Here is a 23,847-nt window from a genome sequence, read left to right as displayed (position 1 = left end):
GGAGCCCGTGGTGCGCGCTGCCGCTCAGGTCAGGCAGGTGCGGCCCTGGTTGAGGCAGTCCACGACCTCGTCCATCCGCGGGCCGGTCATCACGTTCACGAACATCCCGTGGTCCGTCTTGGGGCTGTGCCGCTGCTCCGCGAAGGAGTCGAGGGCGATGGGCGCCCCCGCGGGCACGTCGTAGGCGAGGGAGATCCGCAAGCGCGGTACGGGGAAGGTGTCCTGCGGACAGACCCCGTTCGCCGCCGGGAAGCGCAGGTGCGTGCGGTGCCCCGGGGCGGTGGTGTCCAGGCCGTTCCAGCAGCTCGGGAAGGTGAGCGTACGGGTGAGGCGCTCGCCCTGCGCACAGCGCGGATAGCGGGTGGTGGACCGGTCGGGGGAGCCCGAACAGCCCCAGCGGGCCCGCACGTCCTCGTCGGATTCCGCGGTGAAGGCCACCGCGTCACCGGTCATCGCGCGCAGGAACCGGGGCATCGCCACCACCTTGCTCACCGGACTGCCGAGGAACTCCACCGACACCGCCGCCTCCGGCAGGATCGCGCCCGCGTTCCCGTGGCCCGCAGTTGCCTCGTGCAGCCGGTCGCCCGGCCGGTCGGTGCGGCGCAGCACCGGCCAGTAGTACGTGGAACGGTCCCCGCCCGCACAGCTGGTGGCGGCCGCGTCCAGGGAGGCTTCCGTGGAGAAGGCGTCCGTGGACAGGTTCCCGACGTAGCCGTGCGTGTGGTGGGCGCCGGAGCGCAGTCCCGGGGAGACGACGAGGTTGTCCTCGTTGTAGTGGCCCTCCGCGTTGCGGCCGCAATCCACCGACACCCGGCCCGCGGAGGCCTGCGGACCGGCCGCGAGGGGCTCGGCGGGCCCGGCCGGGACCTCCCCGAAGTCCACGAAGTCGGCCGGCACGGGACCGGCCCCGGTCGCCGGCGCGCCGGGCCCGCCGGTGCGCGCGGCCCCCAGCACGGCGGCGGTCAGCCCGGAGCCCAGTACCAGGCAGATCAGCAGCGTGAGCAGTCGGCGTTCGTTCCCCATGCGGGTCACGGTTGCCGCCCACCCCCGCCCCCGTCAACCGGGCGTCCGCAGGACGGTCACCGACCGGCCGGGGCCCCGGAATCCGTTGAAGGTGTTGCACGCAAGGGCCCCGCGGCCCGGGGCCCGCAACCTTTGCCCCCGTTTGGCTGTTCCTACGGCAAAGCAACCTTCTCGAGCGACCCGCATCGCAAGGAAGGACCACCGCCGTGCCCGCTGCCAACCACCTCCTGCACCGCCTGATCAGGGAAACCGGCTGGACCTACGAAGCCCTGGCCCGGCGGCTCAACACGAGCGCGCAGGCCGTCGGCCTCACCACCGGCTACGACCGCACCTCGGTCGCCCACTGGCTGCGCGGCAGCACCCCGCGCGACCCCGTCCCGGGCCTCCTCTGCGAGATCCTCGCCGCCCGGCTGAACCGGCCCGTGGGACCGGCCGACATCGGCATGCACCGCGTCGGACTGCACCCCATCGGCGCGCACGGCGCCGGCGCGCAGCACGCCTCGCAGCACACCGTCGCGGACCGCACCGTTTCGGACCCCACCGCCTCGGACCGTCCGGGGACCGGCCCGTCCGGCCTCGATCCGGGCCCCGGACTCCACGCTCTGGCGGCGGAGCTCCTCGCCACCGTGCCCGGTCTGCACCCGCACCGCAGGCCCCGCTGCGGCGGCGAGGAGCACCGGGTCCCCGAACAGCGCGACCGCGTCGCAACCCCGCCCGGGGCCGGGCCCGATGCCGGCCAGGTGCCCGCCCTGTCCCACACCGAACTGCGCCGGGCCGCCGAGAGCTTCTTCACCGGCCAGGTCGACGCCCTCGGCGGGGACGCCACCGCGCCCGTACTCCTCGCGTACCTCCAGAGCACCTTCCGTACGGCCCTCACCGCCACCGGGGACGAAGGCTCCCTGTCCGTCCTGGAGATCGGCCACGCGGCGCGCACGGTGCTGCTCCTGGCCCGCAGTTACGCCGACCAGTGCTCCTTCGCCGAGGCGCGACGGACCCTGAGCCGGGCCGCCGCCCTCGCGGAGCTGGCGGGGGAACCCTCCACCCAGGCCATGGCCCTGCGCATGCTCAGTCAGGACGCCCTCGACCAGAACCAGCCGGCCGTCGCGCTCTCCTACGTACGCCAGGCGCTGGAGATCGCCCCGCGCGCCCTCGACGCCGTGCGGGCCTTCGTCGCCGCCCAGGCGGCCCAGGTGCACGCGGCCCTGGGGCACCGCGCGGAGGCCCTCGCCTGGCTCGACGCCGCCGACCGGGCGCAGGGCGCCGCCGTGGGCGAGCCGGATCCCTTCCACACCTACCGCCCGGCCGCCCTGGAGTTCAAGCGCGCGGTGGTCCTCGGCCTGCTCGGGGACCTTCCCGCGGCCCACGCCGCCCTGGACGCCTCGCTGGCCTCCCGCCCCGCCCAGCAGGAACGCGCGATCATGCTCACCCACGTGGAACGGGCCCGGCTGTACCGGATGGGCGGCCGGGAGGGGGAGGCCGCCGCCGAACTGCGGTACGCCGAAGCCCTCAACCGGGGCGTGCACTCCCCGCGCGCGGCCCGCGAGATCGAGCTGCTCGGCCCGGGCGGCGCCCACCTCCGCTGATCCTCGGGCCGCCGGCGCCGCGTCCGATCCTCAGACCAGCGGCGCCGCGTCGAGCTCGATCACCTCCGCGGGTCCCGCGCGGAACGCCGGGCTCGCCGCGTCCGCCTCGATCATGTGCGGGGTGACGTCGTGCGCGGCGAGTGCCGCCCGCGAGGACCACTCCTCGATGAGGGCGAACCGGTCCGGATCGCCGCTCACTCGGTGCATGTCGTAGCGGATGCAACCCTCCTCGGCCCGTACGGTCGGCGCGAGGCGCTCGTAGGCCTCGATCTGCTCCCGGCCGCGGCCCGGAAGGGTGGTGATGAGGATCAGGAGTCGAACTGTCGATGGCATGGGTCGCATGCTAGATCGACCGGGTCGGGCGGCGGAAAGGCATTTCCGCAGGACCGGTCGCACGGCCCGCCCCCCACGCGGCCGTTGCGCCACGCATGGCCGGTCCGGTCCTTGCCCGGTACGGGCCGACCGCGCAGAGTGGCCCGGTATGACACCCGAAGACCTCTTGCAGGCCCTCGCCCGTACCCGCGCCTCCCTCGACGGATCCGAGGTCACCTTCTGGTGGACCGGCGACGTCCACGCCTGGGCCCCCGGTGAGCCGTACCGGCGCCTCTTCGGCTTCGAAGGCCTCAACGTGGCCCGGCTGGTGGAGGACGAGGCGCCGGGGACCTACCAGCTCCTCACCCGTGAGGCCGCGTTCTACCTGGACCCGCTGACCCGGGAGATCCTGGAGACCTGGGAGGACAAGCCCGTGGTCCACGTCTGGAACGACCCCGCGAACCAGAAGTGGCGCCCCTTCCCCGTCCCCATGACCGAACTGGGCGACGAGGTCTGCTTCAGCCTGGAGATCCCGCTCGCCTACCCCTCCCCGCTGCCCGTCGCGCAGTACCCCGCGAACTCGGCCGACGACACCTACCGGGCCCTGGAGCTCTTCCAGTTCTTCGCCCCCGCCTCGGTTCTCGCCACCGACGAGCCCAGCGTCCCGTCCACCATGTCCTGGACCCGGATGTCGCCCTGGCTCCCCTGGATGGAACAGGGTTCGCGCCCCGGCGGGCTCACCTTCCACTGTCGGGGCCGCAAACTCGCCTCCTACGCGGAGGTCCCGGAGCGGACCCGCGCGTACATCGCCGCCCGCCACCCCGAGTTCGCGCACGCCCCCGCGAAGTGGACGGAGCCGAACGAGACCAGCTGGACGTACTTCCGCAGGCTCAACCCACCGTCCGACGTGCCCGGCGCCTGAGCCGGGCAGGTCGGACGGCCCCGCCCGAGGGCTTCCGCCCGGGGGCTCTCAGCCGCCGGCCGCGAAACGGTCGAGGGCGCCGAGCACATGGCCCAGGGTGGCCGCTCCGCCCAAGTGTCCCGCCTCCTCCACCACGGTCAACTCCGCGCCGGGCCAGGCACGGGACAGTTCCCATGCCGTGTCGAGGGGACCGGCCATGTCGAGCCGCCCGTGGATCAGGACGCCCGGGATCCCGGCCAGCCGGTGGGCCCCGCGCAGCAGCTCGCCCTCCTCCAGCCACGCACCGTGCGAGAAGTAGTGCGAGCAGATCCGGACGAGGGCGACCCGGGCCGCCGGCGGCCGGCCGGTGTACGGCAGGGAGGCGCCCTTCGTCTCCCCGGACAGCACCGCGTCCTCCCAGGCGCACCAGTCCGCCGTGGCCTTCGCCCGCACCTCCTCGTCGGGATCGGCCGCCAGGCGTGCGTAGGCCCCGACGAGGTCGCCGTCGCGCGCGGTGCCACCGGATCCGGCGACGAAACGCTCCCACTGCTCGGGGAAGAACCGGCCGACTCCGCGGTACAGCCAGTCGATCTCCGAGCGACGGGTGGTGGTGACGGCCGCGATGACGATCTCGGAGACCCGCTCCGGGTGCTGCTCGGCGTAGGCCAGGATCAGGGTGGAGCCCCACGAGCCGCCGTACAGCAGCCAGCGGCCGATGCCGAGGTGCTCGCGCAGCCGCTCCATGTCGGCGACCAGGTGCCCGGTGGTGTTGTGCCGCATGTCGGTCGCCGGATCGCTCGCGTGCGGGGTGCTGCGGCCGCAGCCGCGCTGGTCGAACAGGACGACCCGGTAGCGTGCCGGATCGAAGAGCCGGCGGGCGCTCTCGGTGCACCCCGACCCCGGACCGCCGTGGACCACGAGGGCGGGCCTTCCGTCCGGATTGCCGCAGACCTCCCAGTAGATGACGTTCCCGTCGCCGACGTCGAGCATCCCCTTGTCGTAGGGCTCGACCGGCGGGTAGAGCTCTCCCACGTCCGGACCTCCTCATCTCCCCGTCCCGGACGGCCGCTTGCCACCCGCCCGTCGGGGTCCGGCCACCCTACGGGGGGCCCGGCAGGGTGCGGACAAGGGTTTTCCCCGTATCGCGTTCATCCCCGCTTTGCCTACTGTCTGCCCACCGGCGATCCTCCCCGTCCGAACAGCCCCCGCGCCCACCCCACATGGCGCGAAGCTGGAAAGTCGGTCATTCGCCGGTGCCACCGTTGCCCAGCCCCGACGCTGCGGCGGGCGACGACGTGGTGTGCAGCAGCGGCGGCCGGGCGGGCTTGACCAGCCCGTTCCGGCCCCGCGGCCGCCGGTCAACCTCCCACACTGCACCAACCGGCCGCCCCGGCGCGTTCGTGGCGGCCCGCGAAAGGGAACACCGTGCACGCATCCAGACGACGCAGGCTCATATCCGTGGTGGCGATGTCCGTCACCCTGCTCGCCGGCTCCGCCACCACCTCCCTGGCGCTGTCCGCCGCGGATCCCGCCCCCGCCTCGACCCTCCCGGCTGCCGGCGCCCCCACCGCCACGGCCCCCGTCGAGAACCTCATCGTCGGGTACAAGTCCTCGGCCGCGGAGGCCGGCTCCAACACCGCCGCCGCCGCGGACGTGGCGGCCAAGGGCAAGAAGGCCTCGAAGAAGGCGAAGTTCGACCGCCGTCTCGGCACCGGAGCCGCCCTCGTCACCCTCGGCGCCCCGGCCGACGCGGCCGCCGTCATGGCCCAGTTCCGCGCCGACCCCGACGTCGCCTACGTCGAGCCCGACTCCCGCGCCTACGCCCTCGCCGTCACCCCCAACGACACCGAGTACGCCAAGCAGTGGGACCTCTTCGAGCCCACCGCCGGCATGAACGTTCCGGCAGCCTGGGACACGACCACCGGTTCCGGCGTCACGGTGGCCGTGATCGACACCGGCTACGTGGCCCACTCGGACGTGGCACCGAACATCGTGGCCGGCTACGACTTCATCTCCAGCTCCACCGCCGCCCGCGACGGCAACGGCCGCGACAACAACCCGGCCGACCAGGGCGACTGGAGCGCGGCCGGCGAGTGCGGCACCGGCTCCAAGGCCAGTGACTCCTCCTGGCACGGCACCCACGTCGCCGGCACCATCGCCGCTGCCACGAGCAACGCCAAGGGCGTCGCCGGCATCGCGTACGGCGCGAAGATCCAGCCCGTCCGCGTGCTCGGCAAGTGCGGCGGTGCCACCTCGGACATCGTCGACGCCATCACCTGGGCCTCCGGCGGCACCGTCGCGGGCATCCCGGCCAACGCCACCCCGGCCAAGGTCATCAACATGAGCCTCGGCGGCTCCGGTGCCTGCACCGCCACGTACCAGAACGCCATCAACGCCGCCGTCGGCCGTGGCACGACCGTCGTCGTCGCCGCCGGCAACAGCAACTCCGACGCGGCCGGCTTCTCGCCCGCCAGCTGCAACAACGTGATCAACGTCGCCGCCAGCAACCGCACCGGCGACCGCTCCTTCTACTCGAACTACGGCGCGATCATCGACGTCGCCGCTCCCGGCGGTGAGACCCGCCGCGCCACCGACACGCCCGGCACCATCACCACGCCCGAGAACGGCATCTGGTCCACCCTGAACACCGGCGCCACCACCCCCGGCGCCGAGAACTACGAGCCCTACCAGGGCACCAGCATGGCCGCCCCGCACGTCGCGGGCCTCGCCGCCCTGCTGAAGTCGGCGAACTCCGCGCTGACCCCGGCCCAGATCGAGTCCGCGATCAAGACGACCACCCGTCCGCTGGCCGGCACCTGCACCGGCGGCTGCGGCACCGGCCTCGCCGACGCCGCTGCGGCGGTCGCCGCCGTGACCTCTACCCCGACCACCCCGGGCTTCGAGAACACCACGGACTTCGCGATCGGCGACAACACCACGGTGGAGAGCCCGGTCACCGTCACCGGTGTCACCGGCAACGCCCCGGCCACCCTCAAGGTCGGCGTGAACATCGTCCACACCTACATCGGTGACCTGAAGGTCGACCTGGTCGCCCCCGACGGCACCGTCTACACGGTGCACAACCGGACCGGCGGCAGCGCCGACAACATCAACCAGGTCTACACCGTCAACGCCTCCTCCGAGGTCGCGAACGGCACCTGGAAGCTGCGCGTCAACGACAACGCCGGCGGCGACACCGGAAAGATCGACTCCTGGAACCTGACCTTCTGAGCCCGGTCCCACCCGCACCCGAACCACCCCTGACGGTGCGATAGTACGGACCAAACGAGCCCGCCGGACCTGCCGATACCCCACGTATCGGCAGGTCCGACGGGTTTTCCTGTCACGTGACTGAATTCTGCGTCACAATCCGGGCCCGCCGGGCATCCGACCTCGTATTGTCGCGTCTCACAGGAAGGGCACAGGAACGGGCAAGCGAGAGGCTGGTGGCTGTGCGTGGTGGTGGCGACGGGGAACGCCGACACGACCGTCGGACACGGTGAACTGATCAAGGCGGTCGACCGCGCGCTGACCACGCACGGACGCGCCCTGCTCACAGGGCCCGCCGGCTCGGGCAAGACCGAGGTGCTGCGCGCCCTCACCGAGGCCGCCGCGCTGCGCCACGAGACCGTGCTCCGGCTCGCCCCCGGAGCCGCCGACCGGTGGATACCCGAGGCCTCCGCCGCCGCCCTCCTCGCCTCCGTCCCGGCCGCCGCGCTGGAATGCCTCTCCGGACCGCAGCGCACCGCCATCGCCCTCCTGCGGCGGGAAACCGACGCACCCCGCGTCGGCCGAGACCACGTCGCCCTGCGCCTCGCCGTCGTCGAAGTCCTGCGCACCCTCGCCGCCCGCGGACCCGTCCTGCTCGCGCTCGACAACGCCCAGTGGATCGACGCGGAGAGCATCGACCTGCTCCGCTTCGCCCTGCGACTGACCCCGCCGCGAGTACGGGTGCTCGCCGCCGAGTGCGTCCAGGGCGGAGCCCCGCTCTGCGAGCCCCTCTGCGGACCGGACACCCCCCAGATACGGGTACCCCCGCTCGGCACCGACGAGGTCGCCGAACTGCTGGTGCGCCGCGGGCTCCCGGCCCGCCTCGCCGGCCGCATCCACCAGGCCAGCGGAGGCAACCCGCGCCTCGCCCTGGCGCTCGGCCACTCCCTCGCCGAAGCCGCCGACTCCCGTGCGGGCTGCGCCCACCACGCCGATCCGCTGCCCGTCTCCGGCCAGGCCCGCGAGGTGGCCCGCCGGCTGCTCGGCGTCGTCCCCGCCCAGGCCCGGCGCACACTGCTGTTCGCCGCCCTCGCCGCCCGCCCCACCACCGCGCTGCTACGGCGGGCGGGACGCCCCGACGCGGAGGCCGAGCTCGCCGTGGCCGAACGGGCCGCGCTGCTCACCGTCGAGGAAGACGGCACGATCCGGTTCACCGCAGGGGCCCTGCCGACCGCGCTGGCCGCCGACGCGGGCTGGCCCGAACGCGCCGCCGGACACGCCGCCCTGGCCGCCGCCGTCGACGACCCGGTCCAGGCCGTACGCCACCGTGCGCTGGCCGTGGACGCCCCCGACGAGTCGCTCGCCGCCGAGGTCACCGAGGCCGCCGCCGCCTGCCGGCGCCGCGGCCAGCGGGCCCTGGCCGCCGAACTCGGCCTGCTCGCAGCCGACCGGACCCCCGGCCACCTGCCCGGCGAGGAACTCGCCCGGCTCGTCGGCGCCGCCGAGGACGCGGGCTGGGCCGGCCGCGCCGACCTCGCCCGCCGCGCCACCCGCGCCGTACTCGCCCGCGACGCCTCGCCCGCGGACCGGGTACGGGCCCGCCTCGCCGTGATCGACGCCGAGGGCCAGGCCCTCGGATCCCTCGACGAAACCTTCGCGCACGCCGCCGCCGACGCCGAGGGCGACCCCGCCCTGCAGGCCGCCATCCGGCTGCGGCTCGCCTGGAAGCACAACCTCAGCGACGGCGACCCCGTCCGCTCCCGCGACGCCGCCGCGCAGGCCGGCGTACTGGCGCGCAGCGGCGGCGACCAGGTCGCCGAGGCCATGGCGCTGACGGTGCGGGCCCGGATGGGCCGCATCCTCGGCGATCGGGACGCCGAGGAGATCCTCGCCGAAGCACTCGCCCTGCCCGCACCCGAGGTACCGCTCGGCATGCGCAACGCCCCCCAGTACCTCGCGGTCCGCCACGCACTCTTCGACGACCGGCTCGCCGACGCCGGACGCCAGCTCCTCGTCCTGCTGCCCGCCGTCCGTCGTACCGGATCCGCCGAGGACGTCTTCGAAGTGCTGCGCAGCCTCACCGAGGTGGAACTGCGCCGGGGCAGGTGCGCGGCGGCCACGGCGCACGCCCGCGACGCCCTGCGGCTGACGGTCGAGGCGGGCCTCTCGCCCGGCCCCGCCTGGTACGTCGCCGCGATGGCCGAGGCCATGGGCGGCGGCTTCCCGCGCGCCGCCGGATACGCCCGGCGCGGCATCCAGGCCTCCGAGGAGGAGCACGACCAGATCTTCCTCTCCCGCGGCCTGTACGTGCTCGGCCTGGTCGAGCTGGCCACGGGCGAAGCCGCGAAGGCCGTCGCCACCCTGCGCCGGGTGGCCGAACTGGAGGCCGCCCAGCAGGTGGTCGACCCCTCGATCCTGCGCTGGCACGGAGAGCTGGCCGAAGCGCTGGTCGCCGCAGACGCCCCCGACGAGGCAGCCGAGCTGCAGGCCCGGGTCCGTACGACGGCCCTCGAGCTCGGCCGCACCAGCGTGATCGCCGCCCTCGACCGGGCCCGGGGGCTGTGCCTGTCCGCGCACGGCGAGGCCGACGCGGCCGTCGCCCTGCTGGAGGACACTGCGGAGCGCTTCGCACGCCTCGAACTGCCCCTGGAGCGGGCCCGGACGCTGCTCGCCCTCGCCCGGGTGGAACGCCGCCGCCGCCGGCGCGCACCCGCCCGCGCCGCACTGACGGCGGCGGCCGAGGCCTTCGCCCGGGCCGGCGCCACCCCGTGGGCCGAGCTCGCGCGGGAGCCGTCCCCGTCCGGGAACGAGGGCGGCGGCGGGGCCCGGCCCTTGGCCGCCCTCACGGAGGCGGAGACCCGCCTCGCGGTGCTGGTGGCCCAGGGCGCCAGCAACCAGGAGGCGGCCGCGAAGCTCTTCGTCAGCGTGAAGACCGTGGAGGCCCGGCTGACCCGGATCTACCAGAAGCTGGACGTCCGGTCCCGCGCCCAGCTGGCCACCACGCTGCGACTGCACTGACCGAAGACGTACCGGCCGCAGGCGTGCTCACCGAAGGCGCGCTCACCGAAGAAGCACCGGCCGACGACGCGCCGACCCGGCTCAGCAGCTCAGGTTGTTCCCCGGGGTCACGCCGAGGATCTGCGCGAAGCTCTGGTAGGAGTTGATCCGGCTCTGCACCTGCGCCGGGTTGCCGCCGTTGCACTCCAGGGCGCCGTTGATGGAGCGGATGGTCTCGCCGAAGCCGGCGCCGTTCACCATGGCGGCGTGGGCGGTCATCGTGCCCGGGCCGTTCTGCGTGTTCCAGTACCAGAGCGCCGTCTTCATCGCGACGGCCGGGTCCTGCTCCACCAGGTAGGGGTTGGCGAGGAGGTTGATGCCCAGGGCGTCGCCGGCCGCCTTGTAGTTGAAGTTCCAGCTCAACTGGATGGGCCCGCGCCCGTAGTAGGCGGCCTGCCCGGCGGGACAGCCGTAGGACTGGCTCGTGTCGCAGTAATGCGGGTAGTTGGCGGTGTTCTGCTCGACTATGTGCACCAGTCCGCCGGTCTCGTGCGAGACGTTGGCCAGGAAGGCCGCCGCTTCGCGCCGCTTGACGGTGTCGTCGCCGGTGGTGGCGAAGCCGGGGTAGGCCGACAGGGCCGCGACCAGGCCGTTGTAGGTGTAGAAGGGGTTCCGGTTCGGGAACATCTGGTTGAACTGGGCCTCGCTGACCACGAATCCGGAGGGGTTGGGGGTGGTCGGGTCCGGGTTCGGGGTCTGTCCGCCTCCGCAGACGCCCTGGTCCGACCAGACGCCCCACTGGCCGGTGGTGCCGGGGGTCTCGCCCTGGGTCCACCACTTGGCCTGCCAGTTGTGGCCGCCGTACGAGGCGTTCGTGCCGCCGGTGTAGACGGCCGAGGGCGCCCACGCGCCGGCGCATGCGGGAGCCGCGGCGGCGGGGGAGGAGGGGAGGGCGATCGCGAGGCCGAGGGTGACGGCCGCGGTGGCGGCCAGCGAGAGGGCGCGGCGGCGCAGGGTGCGCTTCACGGAAGTTCTCCTTCAGTGGGGGGAGTTGCCGTGGGGGGCAACGGACAACTGCGCCCACTGAAGCGAGGATGGTCTGGACCTGTCAAGGTCTAGACCAAAACGAAGCGCCGGTGCGCCACCCCGAAGGGCAGTGCACCGGCGCTGCGTTGTGGGGGTTGCGGGGTCAGCTACCGGCGGAGAGGTTGCCGGAGAGGACCGGGATGTTGTCCAGGATGTGCGAGGCGGTCTCGTCACCCTTGGCCTGGGTGGAGTTCTCGGTGCACTGCTGGTTCTGCGGGTTGGACGCGATCGGGATGTCCTGGACGCCGACGTTGATCAGGGCCAGGATCGACTGCGCGTTGACCTTCGCGGGCAGGCCGACACAGAGCTTGTTCAGGGAGCCCTGGATGGCGGACATCTGCGGGCTCATGGAACCGGAGGTCTCCTGGTTGCCGTAGAGCTGCGAAGACTCGTTGCCGTTGACCGTGTTGACGCCGTTGTCGTTGCCGATCGCCATCGCCGGGGAGGCTACGGCGGCACCGGCACCCAGAACGGCGGCGGTGGCGGCTGCGGTGGCCATGAACTTCTTGAGCATGTGGGGGATCCTTCTTCTGTCGCACTGTCGCATGAGATAGCTGCCCTCGGCGGGACGAGCTGCTCAACTGCCGTGGACACCGGGGGTTATCACCCGTCACCCGAGTGGCCCAACCTTGCACTCCACAGGTGCGGTCCGGCGTCGGCCGATTGACCCAACGCGGACGGGCGGGCGGATCCCCTGCCCCGAGTGCGTACGTACGCGTGCGCCCCGGGTTCGCGCCCCGTGCGCGGGGCGGGGGTGCCGCCCCCGACCGGATTCGGACCGTGGTGCAGGGCCCGGACCCGGTCGGGGCCGGCAGGGGCGGTGTCGCGGCAATGCGACGCCGCCGCGGTCAGCCGGTCTTGCGGCGGACCTTCTTGTTCTTGCCCCCGGGGTTGCCGCCGGCGCCCTGGATCTTCGCCCGGCTCTGGTGCGCCTGCTGCGACTGAGCATTGGCGGCGTTCCGCTCCAGGGCCTCCTTGAACTTCCGCTTGGCCTCCTCGGCCGGCGATTCGTTCTGCGGGGTGTCTGATTCGTCTGACATGCGTCCTCCTGGAATGTTCTGAAGCCGTTGCAGTCTGTCAGGTGGTGTTTCCCCTGGCCAACGCGTTCGCGCGATGCGGCTTCGGTCCGGTCTCAGGCGTCCTTCTCCAGGGTCGGGCGCAGCCGCTCGAGGAGGGCGTGGAGGGTCGCCCGCTCGGTGTCGTCCAGGACGTCGAGGGCGCCGTGCGTGGCCTGCATCTCTTCGCGCACCCGGCGGATCACCTCGCGGCCCGCGTCCGTGGCCACGACGTTCTTGACGCGCCGGTCCGCGGGATCGGGCTCGCGGCGCACCAGCCCGCGGGCCTCCAGTCGGTCCACGATGCCGGTCACGTTCGAGGCGTCGCACACCAGCAGGGTGGCGAGGCCGCGCATCGGGAGCGGTCCGTTCAGCTGGGCGAGGACCTTGGCCTGGGTGGAGGTGAGGCCGTGGTGGGCGGCGGCCGCCGCGAAATCGCGCCACTGGGCGGTGCCGATCGCGGCGAGCAGCTCCAGCAGCTCCAGCTTGGTCGGGACGGCGTGGGGGGTGGTGGCGCTCATGCCCGGAGCGTACTCAAGGTGCTTCACATTATCAACCTTTTACTTGACCACCTTAACTATTGAGGTCTACCGTCTGCTGGAGTCGAAGTACTTGATGACGTCAAACATCTGCGATCTGAAGCACTGAGAAGGTCTTCCCTGCCATGAGCACCACCACCTCCGCCACCACCCGGGCCGGCGGCCACCGGAACGAGACGGTCATCGTCTTCGCCCTGAGCCTGGCCGCCATGGTCGTGTCGATGATGCAGACGCTGCCGGTCCCGATCCTGGGGCTGATCCGCAGCGATCTCGGCACCACCACCGCCAACGTCAGCTGGGTGACCACCGCCACCCTGCTGTCCGCCGCCGTCTTCACCCCGCTGCTGGGCCGCTTCGGCGACCAGCACGGAAAGAAGCCGACGCTGGTGGCCGTACTCGGCGTCATGGTCGCGGGCTCCGTCATCGCGGCGCTGGCGTCCTCGCTGCCCCTGCTCCTCCTCGGCCGGGTCCTGCAGGGCGCCGCCACCGCGATCTTCCCGCTCGCCCTCTCCGTGCTGCGCGAGGAGGTCCGCCCGCAGAAGCTCCCCGGAGCGATGGCCCTGGTCAGCGGAACCCTCGCGTTCGGCAGCGGCCTGGCGCTCGTCGCCACCGGCCTGCTGACCTCCGGCAGCGACGCCGACTACCGCAACGCCTTCTGGATGGCCACCGGCTTCGCCGTGCTCGCGCTGCTCGCCGTCGTCTTCCTGGTTCCGGCGACCCGGCACAAGACCGGCGGCCGTACGGACTTCCTCGGTGCGCTCACCCTGGGCATCGCCCTGCTGCTGCTCCTGCTGCCGATCTCCCAGGGCCACGAGTGGGGCTGGGCCTCCGGCCGCACGCTGGGCAGCTTCGCGGGCGCCGTCGTCATGATCGCCGTCTGGGTGTTCACCGAGCTCAAGGTCCGCGAGCCCCTCGTCGACATGCGGATGTTCGTCCACCGTCCGGTCCTGATGGCCAACCTTGCCGGCATCCTCGTCGGCTTCGGCATGTTCGCGAACTTCCTGGGCGTCTCCTACCTCGTCCAGATGCCCAAGGCCCTGACCGGCTACGGCTTCGACGCCTCCATCCTGCGCGCCTCCGTGGAGTTCCTGCTGCCCGGCGCGATCGTCTCGCTCCTCGCCTCGCCGATCGGGGGCCAGCTGGTCCGCCACCGCGGACCGCGCGCCGCACTGGCGATGGCCGCGGCCCTCGGCGCCGTCGGCTTCGGCTGGCTGGCACTGGACCACGGCCACACCGTCTCGGTGATCGGCGCCGGCCTCATCGTCGGTGCGGCCGTCAGCTTCGGCTACGCGGCCATGCCCGCTGTGATCATGGCGAGCGTCCCGCACCACCAGAGCGGCATCGCCAACGGCATCAACTCGATCTCCCGCTCCACCGGCAGTGCGATCGGCAGCGCGATCGTGACCACCATCCTGGCCTCGAAGACGATCGAACACCTCCCTGCGGGGGTTCCCGCCCTGCCGGCCGAATCCGGCTTCACCCTCACCTTCGCCATCGGCGCGGTGGCCTTCGGCTTGGTCGCGGTCATCAGCGGAATCGGCCTGCGCGGGGCGCACGGACCGCGGACGGCAGCCACGGGTGCCGCCGCGCCGGTGGCCGCCTCGACCGAGACCACGCTTGCGGAAACCGAGCCGGCCGCCACCACGGCGTCCGCCGCGAAGGCCGACGCCTGACCAATCCGCACCACATCACCGGAGCGACGCCTTCGCCGAGCCGCCCCCGGGTCCCGCCGCACACGCGTCGGGACCCAGGGGCGGCTTCGAGCGTTCAAGGGACCGAACCCTTGACCGATGGTTGGCGGCCGAGGCCATGGCCCTGGTGGTCGCCGCCCCGCCGCCGGACGTCCCCGCACCGTCGTGGGCCCGAGGCGCCCGGATAGGCTCGACCGGGCCCGGAAAGGATCTCCCGGGCCCGGAAGGGTGCCATGACCAGCGAAGAACCGATCCGGATCCTGCGGGCGGCCGACCGCCCCGCCGCCCGGTGGAAGAACGGCGGGGGAGTGACCCGCGAGATCGCCGCCGACCCCGAGGGCTCCGGGATGGACGACTTCGGCTGGCGGGTCAGCCTGGCGGAGGTCACCGCGGACGGCGCCTTCTCCGTGTTCCCCGGCGTCGACCGCACGCTCACCCTCGCGGAGGGCGCCGGCATGGACCTCGCGATCGGCGGCGTACGACGCCTCGTGGACCGGCGGTACGTCCCCCAGCGGTTCCCCGGTGACGAGCCGACCGGCTGCCGGCTGCTGGCCGGGCCGGTGGTGAACTTCAACGTGATGTACCGCCGTGGCGTGGTCAGTGCCGACACCGCCGTCGTACGGGGAGACCTCGCGCTCGCCGTCCGGCCCGGCGAGAGCCTGCTGGTCGTGGCCCTGGAGGGGACCGCCGAGCTGGCTGGCTCCGCGGAACTGGGCCCGTACGACGCCGCCCTGATCACGGGCCCGCGCGCGATCGGGCTCAGGAGCGCCGGGCGCGCGGCGGTGGTCCGCCTCGCCCCGGGTCCGCGGCCGGCGGGCCGGGCTCGGCCCGCGTAGGAGGCCATCTGCTCCGTCACAGAGTCAGAGACTCGGCGAGGCGCAGAAGACTCACGGGATCTCGCACACGAGAGTGCGGTCTCCGAGCCAGGTCAGGACCGGCCCGACCGAGTCAGCGGGAATCCGTTGCGTCGTCCTCGGCGGGGCCGGGGGCTGCCGTGCTGTCGGCGGCCTGGCCGGCGGCTCGTTCCGCGCGGAGTTCTTCGGCGACGTCGTAGGCCCGGCCGGGGTCGTAGACGGTGACCGAAGTGCCAGGGCTGTACATCGCGCTCGTCCGGGGCGTGTACCGATAGATTTCGACGCCGCGCTGGGCGGCTATGCCGTCGACCTCGCCGACGGGTACCCGCCACAGCTGGGCGGTGTGGGACGGGGTCCACCACTCGTCCGGACGCAGGAAGTCTCGCTGGACCTCCGTCTGACGCTCCACCGGCACCTGGGCCTGGCCGAGTTGCTCGGTCAACCAGCCGGTCAGCTCCTGTGCGTCGATCCGGAAGAGCGGTGCGAACGTCGACGGTTCGCACTCCACCGTCTCGCTGCGGGTGTGAAACACCACCTTGATCGACCGTCGCTGCCCCAGCCTGAGCCGCTCGATGACGACGACTCGCCGCAGATCAGCCATCGCCGTGGTCGACGAACGCAGAAAGCGGGCGATCACGAACTGGGCCGGAGTTCCCAGGGGGCGGAGCTCGACCCACCGCACGTCCAGGGAGGCCGTGGCGAACAGCATGGCCGCGGCGAGCACGACCACCGCGGCGACCGTGAGCGTCAGTAGAACCCAGAAAATGCCCCAGATGAGCGCGTTCCCCCAGACCACGGCGGGCACCAGAGCGGCCAGCAGAAGCGGGGCTGCGACCTTCGGCGGGACCATGATGCTCCCGCCGAGCGCGGTAGCCAGCTCGTGGCCCCTGCTGCGCACGAACATCAGCCGCCATCCGGCCGTCACGGGTAACACAACTTCCGCAAGCGAGGCGGGACGCCGAGTTTCCATGACCCAAAGGTAGGACCCTGTAAAGGAGTTCGTAAGGCCACGGCGAGCCGTACCTTCCCGAGGACGGGAACTGCAGGCGACACCGCGTCAGTCGGCCGGGTAGGTGGAGAGGTCGGCCACGGCTCGTGGGCCGGGGGAGGCCGCGAGGTGTTCCAGGGTCGGCGCCTGGCCGGCGGGGTCGGCGATGGCTGCCCATCTCCTGGACGATCGTCGGCGCGGCGGTGTCGGTGACCGTTGAGTCGATCACGTCGAGGGCGACGGCGAGCAGGAACCGGACGGCACCGGGCGACTCGAACGCAAAAAGGCCGCAACCCGTCAGGCCCTCGCCGACGCCGCCCTGCAGCATCAGGCGTGATCCGAGCCCCTCTCCGAACTCGCCTCTGTGCGCGAAGCGTTGACAAAGTCGTCATCTGCTAGAAACCTGTGGCGCCATGGCCGCATAACTGCGATCAGATCGCTCAAAAAATTAATAACGGTGCGCAAGTTTGCGGCAGGCGCGGCTGCGTCGGGCCGGGTCCCCTCATGGAACAGAGGACAGCATGAGATGGAAGCAAAGCGGTCGGCTGATGGTGGCCGGCTCGGTGGTCGCGGGACTGGTGTCGGTCGGACTCCTCCCCGTCACCTTCGCGGCCGCCGCGGGCGGACCCAACATCGCCCTGGGCAAGTCGGTCAGTGCGAGCGGATCCCTCGGCGGGTACGGGGCCCCGGGAGTCACCGACGGCAACCAGGGCTCGTACTGGGAGGGGCCCTCGGCCACCTTCCCGACGTGGGTGCAAGTGGACCTCGGCAGCAGCGTCGCCGTCGACCAGGTGGTGTTGAAGCTGCCCGCCCCGTGGGAGGCGCGCACCGAGACGCTGACCGTGCAGGGCAGCACCGACGGGAACACCTTCACCACCCTGTCGGCCTCGGCGGGGCGGGTGTTCAACCCCGCCCAGTCCAACACGGTGACCATCGGGTTCGGCGCGGCGACGGTCCGCTACGTACGGGTCAGCGTCAGCTCCAACACCGGCTGGCAGGCCGCGCAGATATCCGAGCTGGAGGTGTACTCCGCCAACGGCAGCGGTGACCCCGGCGATCCCGGAGACCCGGGTACTCCGCCCCCCGCCGGCGTGAACCTCGCCAAGGGCAAGCCCATCGAGGCCTCCTCCACCACCCAGTCGTTCGTCGCGGCCAATGCCAACGACGACAGCGTCACCAGCTACTGGGAGGCGGGCGGCCAGCAGTCCACGCTGACCGTGAAGCTCGGCTCCAACGCCGACGTCACCGGAGTGGTCCTCAAGCTCAACCCCGACCCCGCCTGGGGGAACCGCACCCAGAGCTTCGAGGTGCTGGGCCGGGAGCAGTCGGCGAGCGGGTTCACCACCCTGAAGGCCCGAGCCGACTACGCGTTCAGCCCGGCCGGCAACCAGAACACCGTGACGGTCCCCGTCACCGGCCGCCTCGCCGACGTCCAGCTGAAGTTCTCCGGCAACACCGGGGCCGGTGGCGGTCAGGCCGCCGAGTTCCAGGTCATCGGCGCCGCCGCCCCGAACCCGGACCTGACGGTCACGGACCTCGCCTGGTCCCCGGCCACCCCCTCCGAGAGCGACGCCGTCACGGTCAACGCGACCGTCCGCAACACCGGTACGGTCGCCTCCCCGGCCACCACCGTCAACGTCAGCCTCGAAGGAGCGGTCGCCGGCAGCGCCCCGGTCGGCGCCCTTGCGGCCGGAGCCTCGGCCACCGTCCCGGTCTCCGTCGGCAAGCGTCCGATGGGCAGCTACACCGTCTCCGCCGTCGTCGACCCCGCCGGGACCGTCCCCGAGCAGAACGACACCAACAACAGCCGCACGGCCGCCGCGAAGCTCGTCGTCGGCCAGGCACCGGGTCCCGACCTGGAAGCCCTCTCCATCACCAGCAACCCGGCCAATCCGGCCGTGGGCGCCCCGGTCTCCTTCACCGTGGCCGTGCGCAACCGGGGCACCACCGGGGTGAGTGCGGGCACCGTCACCCGGCTGGTCGCCGGCGCCACCACCCTGAACGGCCCCACCCCGGCGATCGCCGCCGGTGAAACCGTCAACGTGCCCATCAACGGCACCTGGACGGCGGTCAGCGGCGGAGCCACCCTCACCGCCACCGCCGACGGCACCGGCCTCGTCGCCGAGACCAACGAGACGAACAACAGCCACTCCCGCGCCGTGGTCGTCGGCCGCGGGGCGGCGCTCCCGTACACCGAGTACGAGGCGGAGGCCGGCAGTTACACCGGCGCTCTGCTGCAGAGCGACGCCAAGCGCACCTTCGGGCACACCAACTTCGCCACCGAGTCCTCGGGCCGCGAGTCCGTACGCCTCTCCTCGGCCGGCCAGTACGTACAGTTCACCTCCACCAACCAGGCCAACTCCATCGTCGTGCGCAACTCGATCCCGGACGCCGCGAACGGCGGCGGCGCCGATGCCACGATCAGCCTGTACGTCAACGGCAGCTTCGCCCAGAAGCTGAACCTCTCCTCGAAGCACAGCTGGCTCTACGGCAGCACCGACAGCCCCGAGGGCCTGACCAACACCCCCGGCGGCGACGCCCGCAGGCTCTTCGACGAGTCCCACGCCCTGCTCGCGCAGAGCTACCCGCCCGGTACGACCTTCCGGCTCCAGCGCGACGCGGGCGACACGGCCTCGTACTACGTCATCGACCTGGTCGACCTGGAGCAGGTGGCCCCCGCGGCGCCCAAGCCCGCCGAGTGCACCTCGATCACCGACTACGGCGCGATCCCGAACGACGGCATCGACGACACGCTCGCCATCCAGAAGGCCGTGACGGCGGACCAGAACGGGCAGATCGCCTGCGTCTGGATCCCGCAGGGCCAATGGCGCCAGGAGCAGAAGATCCTCACCGACGACCCGCTGAACCGGGGCCAGTTCAACCAGGTGGGCATCAGCAACGTCTCCATCCGCGGAGCGGGCATGTGGCACTCCCAGCTGTACACGCTCACCCAGCCGCAGGACGCCGGCGGCATCAACCACCCGCACGAGGGCAACTTCGGCTTCGAGATCGACGACAACACGCAGATCTCCGACATCGCGATCTTCGGCTCGGGCCGGATCCGCGGCGGCGACGGCAACGCCGAGGGCGGCGTGGGCCTCAACGGCCGCTTCGGCAAGAACACGAAGATCACCAACGTGTGGATCGAGCACGCCAACGTCGGCGTCTGGGTCGGCCGCGACTACGACAACATCCCGGCCCTGTGGGGACCCGGCGACGGCATCGAGTTCAACGGCATGCGGATCCGCGACACCTACGCCGACGGCATCAACTTCGCCAACGGCACGCGCAACTCCACCGTCTTCAACTCCTCCTTCCGCACGACCGGTGACGACGCCCTCGCGGTGTGGTCCAGCAAGTACGTGAAGGACCAGTCCGTCGACATCGGCCACGACAACCACTTCCGCAACAACACCATCCAGCTGCCCTGGCGGGCCAACGGCGTGGCGATCTACGGCGGTTACGGCAACACCATCGAGAACAACCTGATCTACGACACCATGAACTACCCCGGGATCATGCTGGCGACCGACCACGACCCGCTGCCCTTCTCCGGGCAGACCCTGATCGCGGGCAACGGTCTCTTCCGCACCGGCGGCGCGTTCTGGAACGAGGACCAGGAGTTCGGCGCGATCACCCTGTTCCCGTCGAACCTGCCCATCCCGGGTGTCGTCATCCGCGACACCGACATCCACGACTCCACCTACGACGGGATCCAGTTCAAGACCGGCGGCGGGGTCATGCCCGACGTCAAGATCACGAACGTGACCATCGACAAGTCCAACAACGGGTCCGGCATCCTGGCCATGGGCGGAGCGCGCGGCAACGCCACCCTGTCCAACGTCACCATCACCGGATCCGCCCAGGGCAACATCCTGATCGAACCGGGATCGCAGTTCCTGATCAACGGTGGCTAGGGGCTGCCGACGGGTGAGAAGTCGAGCCGCCCGCCGATGAGGACCCGGCGGCAGTCGATGGATGGGCTACTGCGGCGGACCAGGTAGTCGTGGACGGTCTGATCGCCTGGGAGGTGAACGTCGACTCGACGGTGTGCCGGGCCCACCGGCGTGCCGTCGGGTCGGCAAAAGGGGGAGGGGTCAGATCCCGATTGGGCGTCTGTCCGGTACCCGTGTCCCGGGTACCGGGGACGCCCCCCGCTTGCAATCGATACGAAACGGATCGTTGCGTGATCAGTGTGTGGCTGAAATTGATGGCTGTCAACACGAGACGTAGCGTTGCGCTCGGCTAGGGTCGGTCCGTGAGCCCCGCAACCCGCAGCGAAGAGTCCCGGCAGGCCATCATCGAGGCCGCTTTCGGCCTCTGCGTGGAGCGGGGATTCGCCTCGATCACGATCGAGGGCATCGCGGCCCGGGCGGGCGTCGGAAAGACGACCATCTACCGGTGGTGGCCCTCCAAGGCCGCCATCCTCATCGAGGGCGTCGAGAAAGCCCGGGACGCCGCCGCCGGCTTTCCCGATACCGGTGACATCCATGCGGACCTGGTCGCTCAGACCTCGAGCGTCATGCAACTGTTCAACACGGAGTTCGGTGAGATCTGGCGGGGACTGATCGGCGCCGCCCAATCGGATGAGGCTGCGGCGGAGGGGGTCACCCGCATCCTGCGGGTCTCCATCGACGCATGCGTCGCGCGCCTCGCCAAAGCACGCGATGCCGGGCAGATCCGCGCCGACCTGGACCTCGAAATGGCGGTCGAACTGCTCTACGGGCCGATCTACCACACCTGGCTCCTGCGCACCCGCCCCCTGCCAGAGGCTTATATGGAAGCGGTTCTCGCCACGCTCCTGCCCGCGTTGGTACCTGCGCCCGACGGGCACTGACCTGCGCGTTTCGCTTGGCTCTGTTCTGTGTGTCGAGGGGGCGACTGATGAGGCGTCTGTTACCGCTGGTCGCTGTGGTGCTGGTACTTGGGGCGGTCGGCTGCGCAAGCACGTCGGCCGCGAATGGCTCTGGGGCAGACGCCGCTGAGGGGGCAAGGGCCCGTCGGCCGCTGTGAAGCCGTTGACCGCGGACGAGGCCCGCCGTGTGGCCGAGGAAGTCGACAAGCGTGCCGAGCACGAGAGCCAGGACCCGGAGGCGATCAAGGGGTACGCCGAAGGGCCGTGGCTTGACCACCTGCTCGCCGCCGCGGAGAACGGCAGGAAGTACGGGACGAGCACGCCGCCCGGGCCCAGCAACTCACCCGAGGTCGCACCCGCTGTCCATGCCTGGGCGGGCCCCGGTACGGGTGCCGGCGACCGGTGGATCCTGGCCGCGAGCGAGGTGAGCAGTCACACGGTCGGTGCCGCGCAGAACTCGGTCGAGCTGCGCTGGTCCCTCCACCACGAGGGTGAGGACGGCACTTGGCGTGTGGCCTTCAGAACCTTCGCGCCAACCGTCGGAGCACTGCCCGATCCGGCGATCGGACCCGACGGCCAAGCCGTCACCGGCGGTGACACCTCGAAGCTGGGCGCGGATCCGGCCGAGGTCTGCGGCCGTTACCACGACTACCGGAACGGCAAGGACGGTACGGACTCCTCGGCGGCGGGATGGGACGCGGACATCACCGCGGCGCGCGCGAAGCTCGCCGAAGCGCGCAAGGGGCTGCCCGAGCGGCTCGGGCGTCCGAAGTCCCTCACGACGGAGCAGGAGCCCACGCGCACGCCGTACGGGCCCCTGTGGCGGACCGCGGACGGGGGTGCGCTGGTGGCGTGCCTGTCCCTTCGATGGCAGCCGCTACAACGGCAGCTGAGCCGGGCCGGCGCCCCGGGGGCGGCTGAGCTGGGCGTAGCCCCTCGAGAGGAGCGCCAGACGCTCGGCCGTCCTACCGCTCCGGGGGCGAAGGCGCCGCAGGCGGCTGTGCGGTGTCCGCTTCCGGGTCGCCGGCCGGGCCGATGCGGATCTCGAAGTCGCCGCCGTACTCCTCGTGGCCGGCGGCCACGGCGACGGCGACGGCTTCCTCGCCCTGTTCGCCCTGGATGATGAGCGGGTCCTGGCGCAGGTCCCGTACGAGTGCCACGCACATGCCGATCATGACCAGGGTGAACGGCGCCGCCACGAGGATCGTCAGGTTCTGCAGTCCGGCGAGCGCGTCGCCCTTGCCGTTGCCGATGAGCAGCATGACGGCTGCGACGGCGCCGGTGACCACGCCCCAGAAGACGACCACCAGCCGGGCCGGTTCCAGGACGCCCTTCTGCGAGAGCGTGCCCATGACGATGGAGGCGGCGTCGGCGCCGGAGACGAAGAAGATGGCGACGAGGAGCATGACCAGCAGGCTCATTGCGGTGGCGATGGGGAACTGCTGGAGCAGCCCGAAGAGCTGTCCCTCGGGGGTGCTCTCCTTGTCGAGGCCGCCGCTCTCCCGGAGCTTCATGGCCGTGCCGCCGAAGACGGCGAACCACAGCAGGCTGACCGTGCTCGGCACGAGGATGACGCCGCCGATGAACTGCCGGATGGTGCGTCCGCGGCTGATCCGGGCGATGAACATGCCGACGAACGGGGTCCAGGAGATCCACCAGGCCCAGTAGAAGACCGTCCAGCTGCCCAGCCATTCGGCGACCTCGCCGGCGCCGGTGGCCTCGGTGCGGCCGATGAGCTGGGGGAGGTCGCCGAGGTAGGCGCCGAGGGAGGTGGGCAGCAGGTCGAGCACGATGATGGTCGGCCCGGCGATGAAGACGAACACGACGAGGAGGAGGGCGAGCACCATGTTGATGTTCGACAGCCACTGGATGCCGCGTTCCACGCCGGAGACCGCGGAGGCGACGAAGGCGACGGTCAGGACGGCGATGACGGCGACGAGGAGCGCGGTGCTGACCGACTCCATCCAGCCCAGCTCACGGAAGCCGCTGCCGATCTGGAGGGCCCCGAGGCCCAGCGAGGCCGCGGAGCCGAAGAGGGTGGCGAAGATCGCCACGATGTCGATGACACGGCCGATGCCGCCGTGCGCGTGCCGGGCGCCGATCAGCGGCTCGAACACCGCACTGATCGTCTGGCGGCGGTCGCGACGGAACGTGCTGTAGGCGATGGCGAGGCCGACCACCGCGTAGATCGCCCACGGGTGGAGCGTCCAGTGGAACAGAGTGGTGGCCATCGAGGTCTGCATCCGCTCGGCGGAGTCGACGGGGTGAGTGCCGGGCGGCGGCTCCTCGTAGTGCGCCAGGGGTTCGCTCACCCCGTAGAACATGAGCCCGATGCCCATGCCGGCGCTGAACATCATGGCGACCCAGGAGACGGTGCGGAACTCCGGCGGCTCGTCCTCGCGGCCGAGGCGGATCCGGCCGTAGCGGCTGATCGCCAACCAGAGGGCAAAGACGACGAAGGCGCTGGCGGCGAGCATGAAGGCCCAGCCGCCGTTGTGGATGAGCCCTTCGAGCAGGCTGCTCGACACGCTCTCCAGCGAGTCCGTCGCCACTGCGCCCCACAGGACGAAGGCGAGCGTCAGGCCTGCGGTGACCCCGAAGACCACCTTGTCCGTGCGGGAACGTTGATCGGCCTCCAACGGAGCCCCCTTCACCCAAGGACGGGAACCACATGTCGTGATGGAACGTCATGCAATACCCATTCAAGCCCATATCGGACCGTGAAGTGCGACCGAACGCGCCCGCCGCTCCCC

17 protein-coding genes are annotated in these 23,847 nt (G+C 71.7%); 8 read left to right on the top strand and 9 right to left on the bottom strand.

What is annotated here, in order from left to right:
- Positions 1–24: 24 nt before the first annotated feature.
- On the bottom strand, positions 25–1,023 hold the full coding sequence (locus ACFVX6_RS24780) for a DUF1996 domain-containing protein (protein WP_389694851.1): 999 nt from the start codon (positions 1,021–1,023) through the stop codon (positions 25–27).
- A 206-nt stretch (positions 1,024–1,229) separates the two neighbouring features.
- On the opposite strand from ACFVX6_RS24780, the gene ACFVX6_RS24775 reads away from it, so the two are divergent.
- The gene (locus ACFVX6_RS24775; RefSeq protein ID WP_389694849.1) at positions 1,230–2,606 is read left to right on the top strand and encodes a tetratricopeptide repeat protein; all 1,377 of its coding nucleotides are present in this window, start codon (positions 1,230–1,232) and stop codon (positions 2,604–2,606) included.
- Positions 2,607–2,636: 30 nt separating this feature from the next.
- On the opposite strand, the gene ACFVX6_RS24770 is transcribed toward ACFVX6_RS24775, so the two are convergent.
- Positions 2,637–2,939 (bottom strand): putative quinol monooxygenase, encoded by a 303-nt coding sequence (locus ACFVX6_RS24770; protein WP_389694847.1) that lies wholly within the window; start codon positions 2,937–2,939, stop codon positions 2,637–2,639.
- 148 nt (positions 2,940–3,087) lie between these two features.
- On the opposite strand from ACFVX6_RS24770, the gene ACFVX6_RS24765 reads away from it, so the two are divergent.
- Complete coding sequence (locus ACFVX6_RS24765) at positions 3,088–3,840, top strand: DUF1838 family protein (RefSeq protein ID WP_389694845.1); 753 nt, start codon at positions 3,088–3,090, stop codon at positions 3,838–3,840.
- 48 nt (positions 3,841–3,888) lie between these two features.
- On the opposite strand, the gene pip is transcribed toward ACFVX6_RS24765, so the two are convergent.
- Positions 3,889–4,851 (bottom strand): prolyl aminopeptidase, encoded by a 963-nt coding sequence (pip, locus tag ACFVX6_RS24760; RefSeq protein WP_389694843.1) that lies wholly within the window; start codon positions 4,849–4,851, stop codon positions 3,889–3,891.
- A gap of 435 nt (positions 4,852–5,286) precedes the next feature.
- On the opposite strand from pip, the gene ACFVX6_RS24755 reads away from it, so the two are divergent.
- Both ACFVX6_RS24755 and ACFVX6_RS24750 read left to right on the top strand, forming a co-directional pair.
- Positions 5,287–7,050 (top strand): S8 family serine peptidase, encoded by a 1,764-nt coding sequence (locus ACFVX6_RS24755; RefSeq protein WP_389694909.1) that lies wholly within the window; start codon positions 5,287–5,289, stop codon positions 7,048–7,050.
- 225 nt (positions 7,051–7,275) lie between these two features.
- Complete coding sequence (locus ACFVX6_RS24750; protein ID WP_389694841.1) at positions 7,276–10,047, top strand: AAA family ATPase; 2,772 nt, start codon at positions 7,276–7,278, stop codon at positions 10,045–10,047.
- An 81-nt stretch (positions 10,048–10,128) separates the two neighbouring features.
- Here ACFVX6_RS24750 and ACFVX6_RS24745 read toward each other — a convergent pair whose 3' ends face one another.
- The 4 genes from ACFVX6_RS24745 to ACFVX6_RS24730 all read right to left on the bottom strand — a co-directional run bounded on the left by ACFVX6_RS24745 (position 10,129) and on the right by ACFVX6_RS24730 (position 12,688).
- Entirely contained in the window at positions 10,129–11,040 is a 912-nt protein-coding gene (locus tag ACFVX6_RS24745) for a glycoside hydrolase family 19 protein (protein WP_389694907.1), read from the bottom strand.
- A gap of 175 nt (positions 11,041–11,215) precedes the next feature.
- The gene (locus ACFVX6_RS24740; protein ID WP_389694839.1) at positions 11,216–11,626 is read right to left on the bottom strand and encodes a rodlin; all 411 of its coding nucleotides are present in this window, start codon (positions 11,624–11,626) and stop codon (positions 11,216–11,218) included.
- A 334-nt stretch (positions 11,627–11,960) separates the two neighbouring features.
- Entirely contained in the window at positions 11,961–12,152 is a 192-nt protein-coding gene (locus ACFVX6_RS24735) for a DUF5302 domain-containing protein (protein WP_389694838.1), read from the bottom strand.
- A gap of 92 nt (positions 12,153–12,244) precedes the next feature.
- On the bottom strand, positions 12,245–12,688 hold the full coding sequence (locus ACFVX6_RS24730; RefSeq protein WP_389694836.1) for a MarR family winged helix-turn-helix transcriptional regulator: 444 nt from the start codon (positions 12,686–12,688) through the stop codon (positions 12,245–12,247).
- Between the two features lie 143 nt (positions 12,689–12,831).
- Between ACFVX6_RS24730 and ACFVX6_RS24725 the strand changes: the two genes are divergently transcribed.
- Positions 12,832–14,379, top strand: a complete 1,548-nt coding sequence (locus ACFVX6_RS24725; RefSeq protein ID WP_389694834.1) for an MFS transporter — start codon at positions 12,832–12,834, stop codon at positions 14,377–14,379.
- A gap of 251 nt (positions 14,380–14,630) precedes the next feature.
- Positions 14,631–15,233: a HutD family protein gene (locus ACFVX6_RS24720; RefSeq protein ID WP_389694832.1), complete on the top strand. Its 603-nt coding sequence runs from the start codon at positions 14,631–14,633 to the stop codon at positions 15,231–15,233.
- 112 nt (positions 15,234–15,345) lie between these two features.
- Here ACFVX6_RS24720 and ACFVX6_RS24715 read toward each other — a convergent pair whose 3' ends face one another.
- Complete coding sequence (locus ACFVX6_RS24715; RefSeq protein ID WP_389694830.1) at positions 15,346–16,176, bottom strand: hypothetical protein; 831 nt, start codon at positions 16,174–16,176, stop codon at positions 15,346–15,348.
- Between the two features lie 584 nt (positions 16,177–16,760).
- Here ACFVX6_RS24715 and ACFVX6_RS24710 point away from each other — a divergent pair.
- Both ACFVX6_RS24710 and ACFVX6_RS24705 read left to right on the top strand, forming a co-directional pair.
- On the top strand, positions 16,761–20,156 hold the full coding sequence (locus ACFVX6_RS24710) for a CARDB domain-containing protein (RefSeq protein ID WP_389694828.1): 3,396 nt from the start codon (positions 16,761–16,763) through the stop codon (positions 20,154–20,156).
- Positions 20,157–20,497: 341 nt separating this feature from the next.
- The gene (locus ACFVX6_RS24705; RefSeq protein WP_389694826.1) at positions 20,498–21,076 is read left to right on the top strand and encodes a TetR/AcrR family transcriptional regulator; all 579 of its coding nucleotides are present in this window, start codon (positions 20,498–20,500) and stop codon (positions 21,074–21,076) included.
- A gap of 983 nt (positions 21,077–22,059) precedes the next feature.
- Here the strand turns inward: ACFVX6_RS24705 and ACFVX6_RS24700 are convergent.
- On the bottom strand, positions 22,060–23,733 hold the full coding sequence (locus tag ACFVX6_RS24700; RefSeq protein WP_389694824.1) for a BCCT family transporter: 1,674 nt from the start codon (positions 23,731–23,733) through the stop codon (positions 22,060–22,062).
- Between the last annotated feature and the right edge of the window lie 114 nt (positions 23,734–23,847).

It is taken from the genome of Streptomyces sp. NPDC058289 (genome assembly GCF_042880975.1).
GTDB lineage: Bacteria > Actinomycetota > Actinomycetes > Streptomycetales > Streptomycetaceae > Streptomyces > Streptomyces stoeckheimensis.
This window is presented reverse-complemented; position numbering and strand designations above follow the sequence as displayed.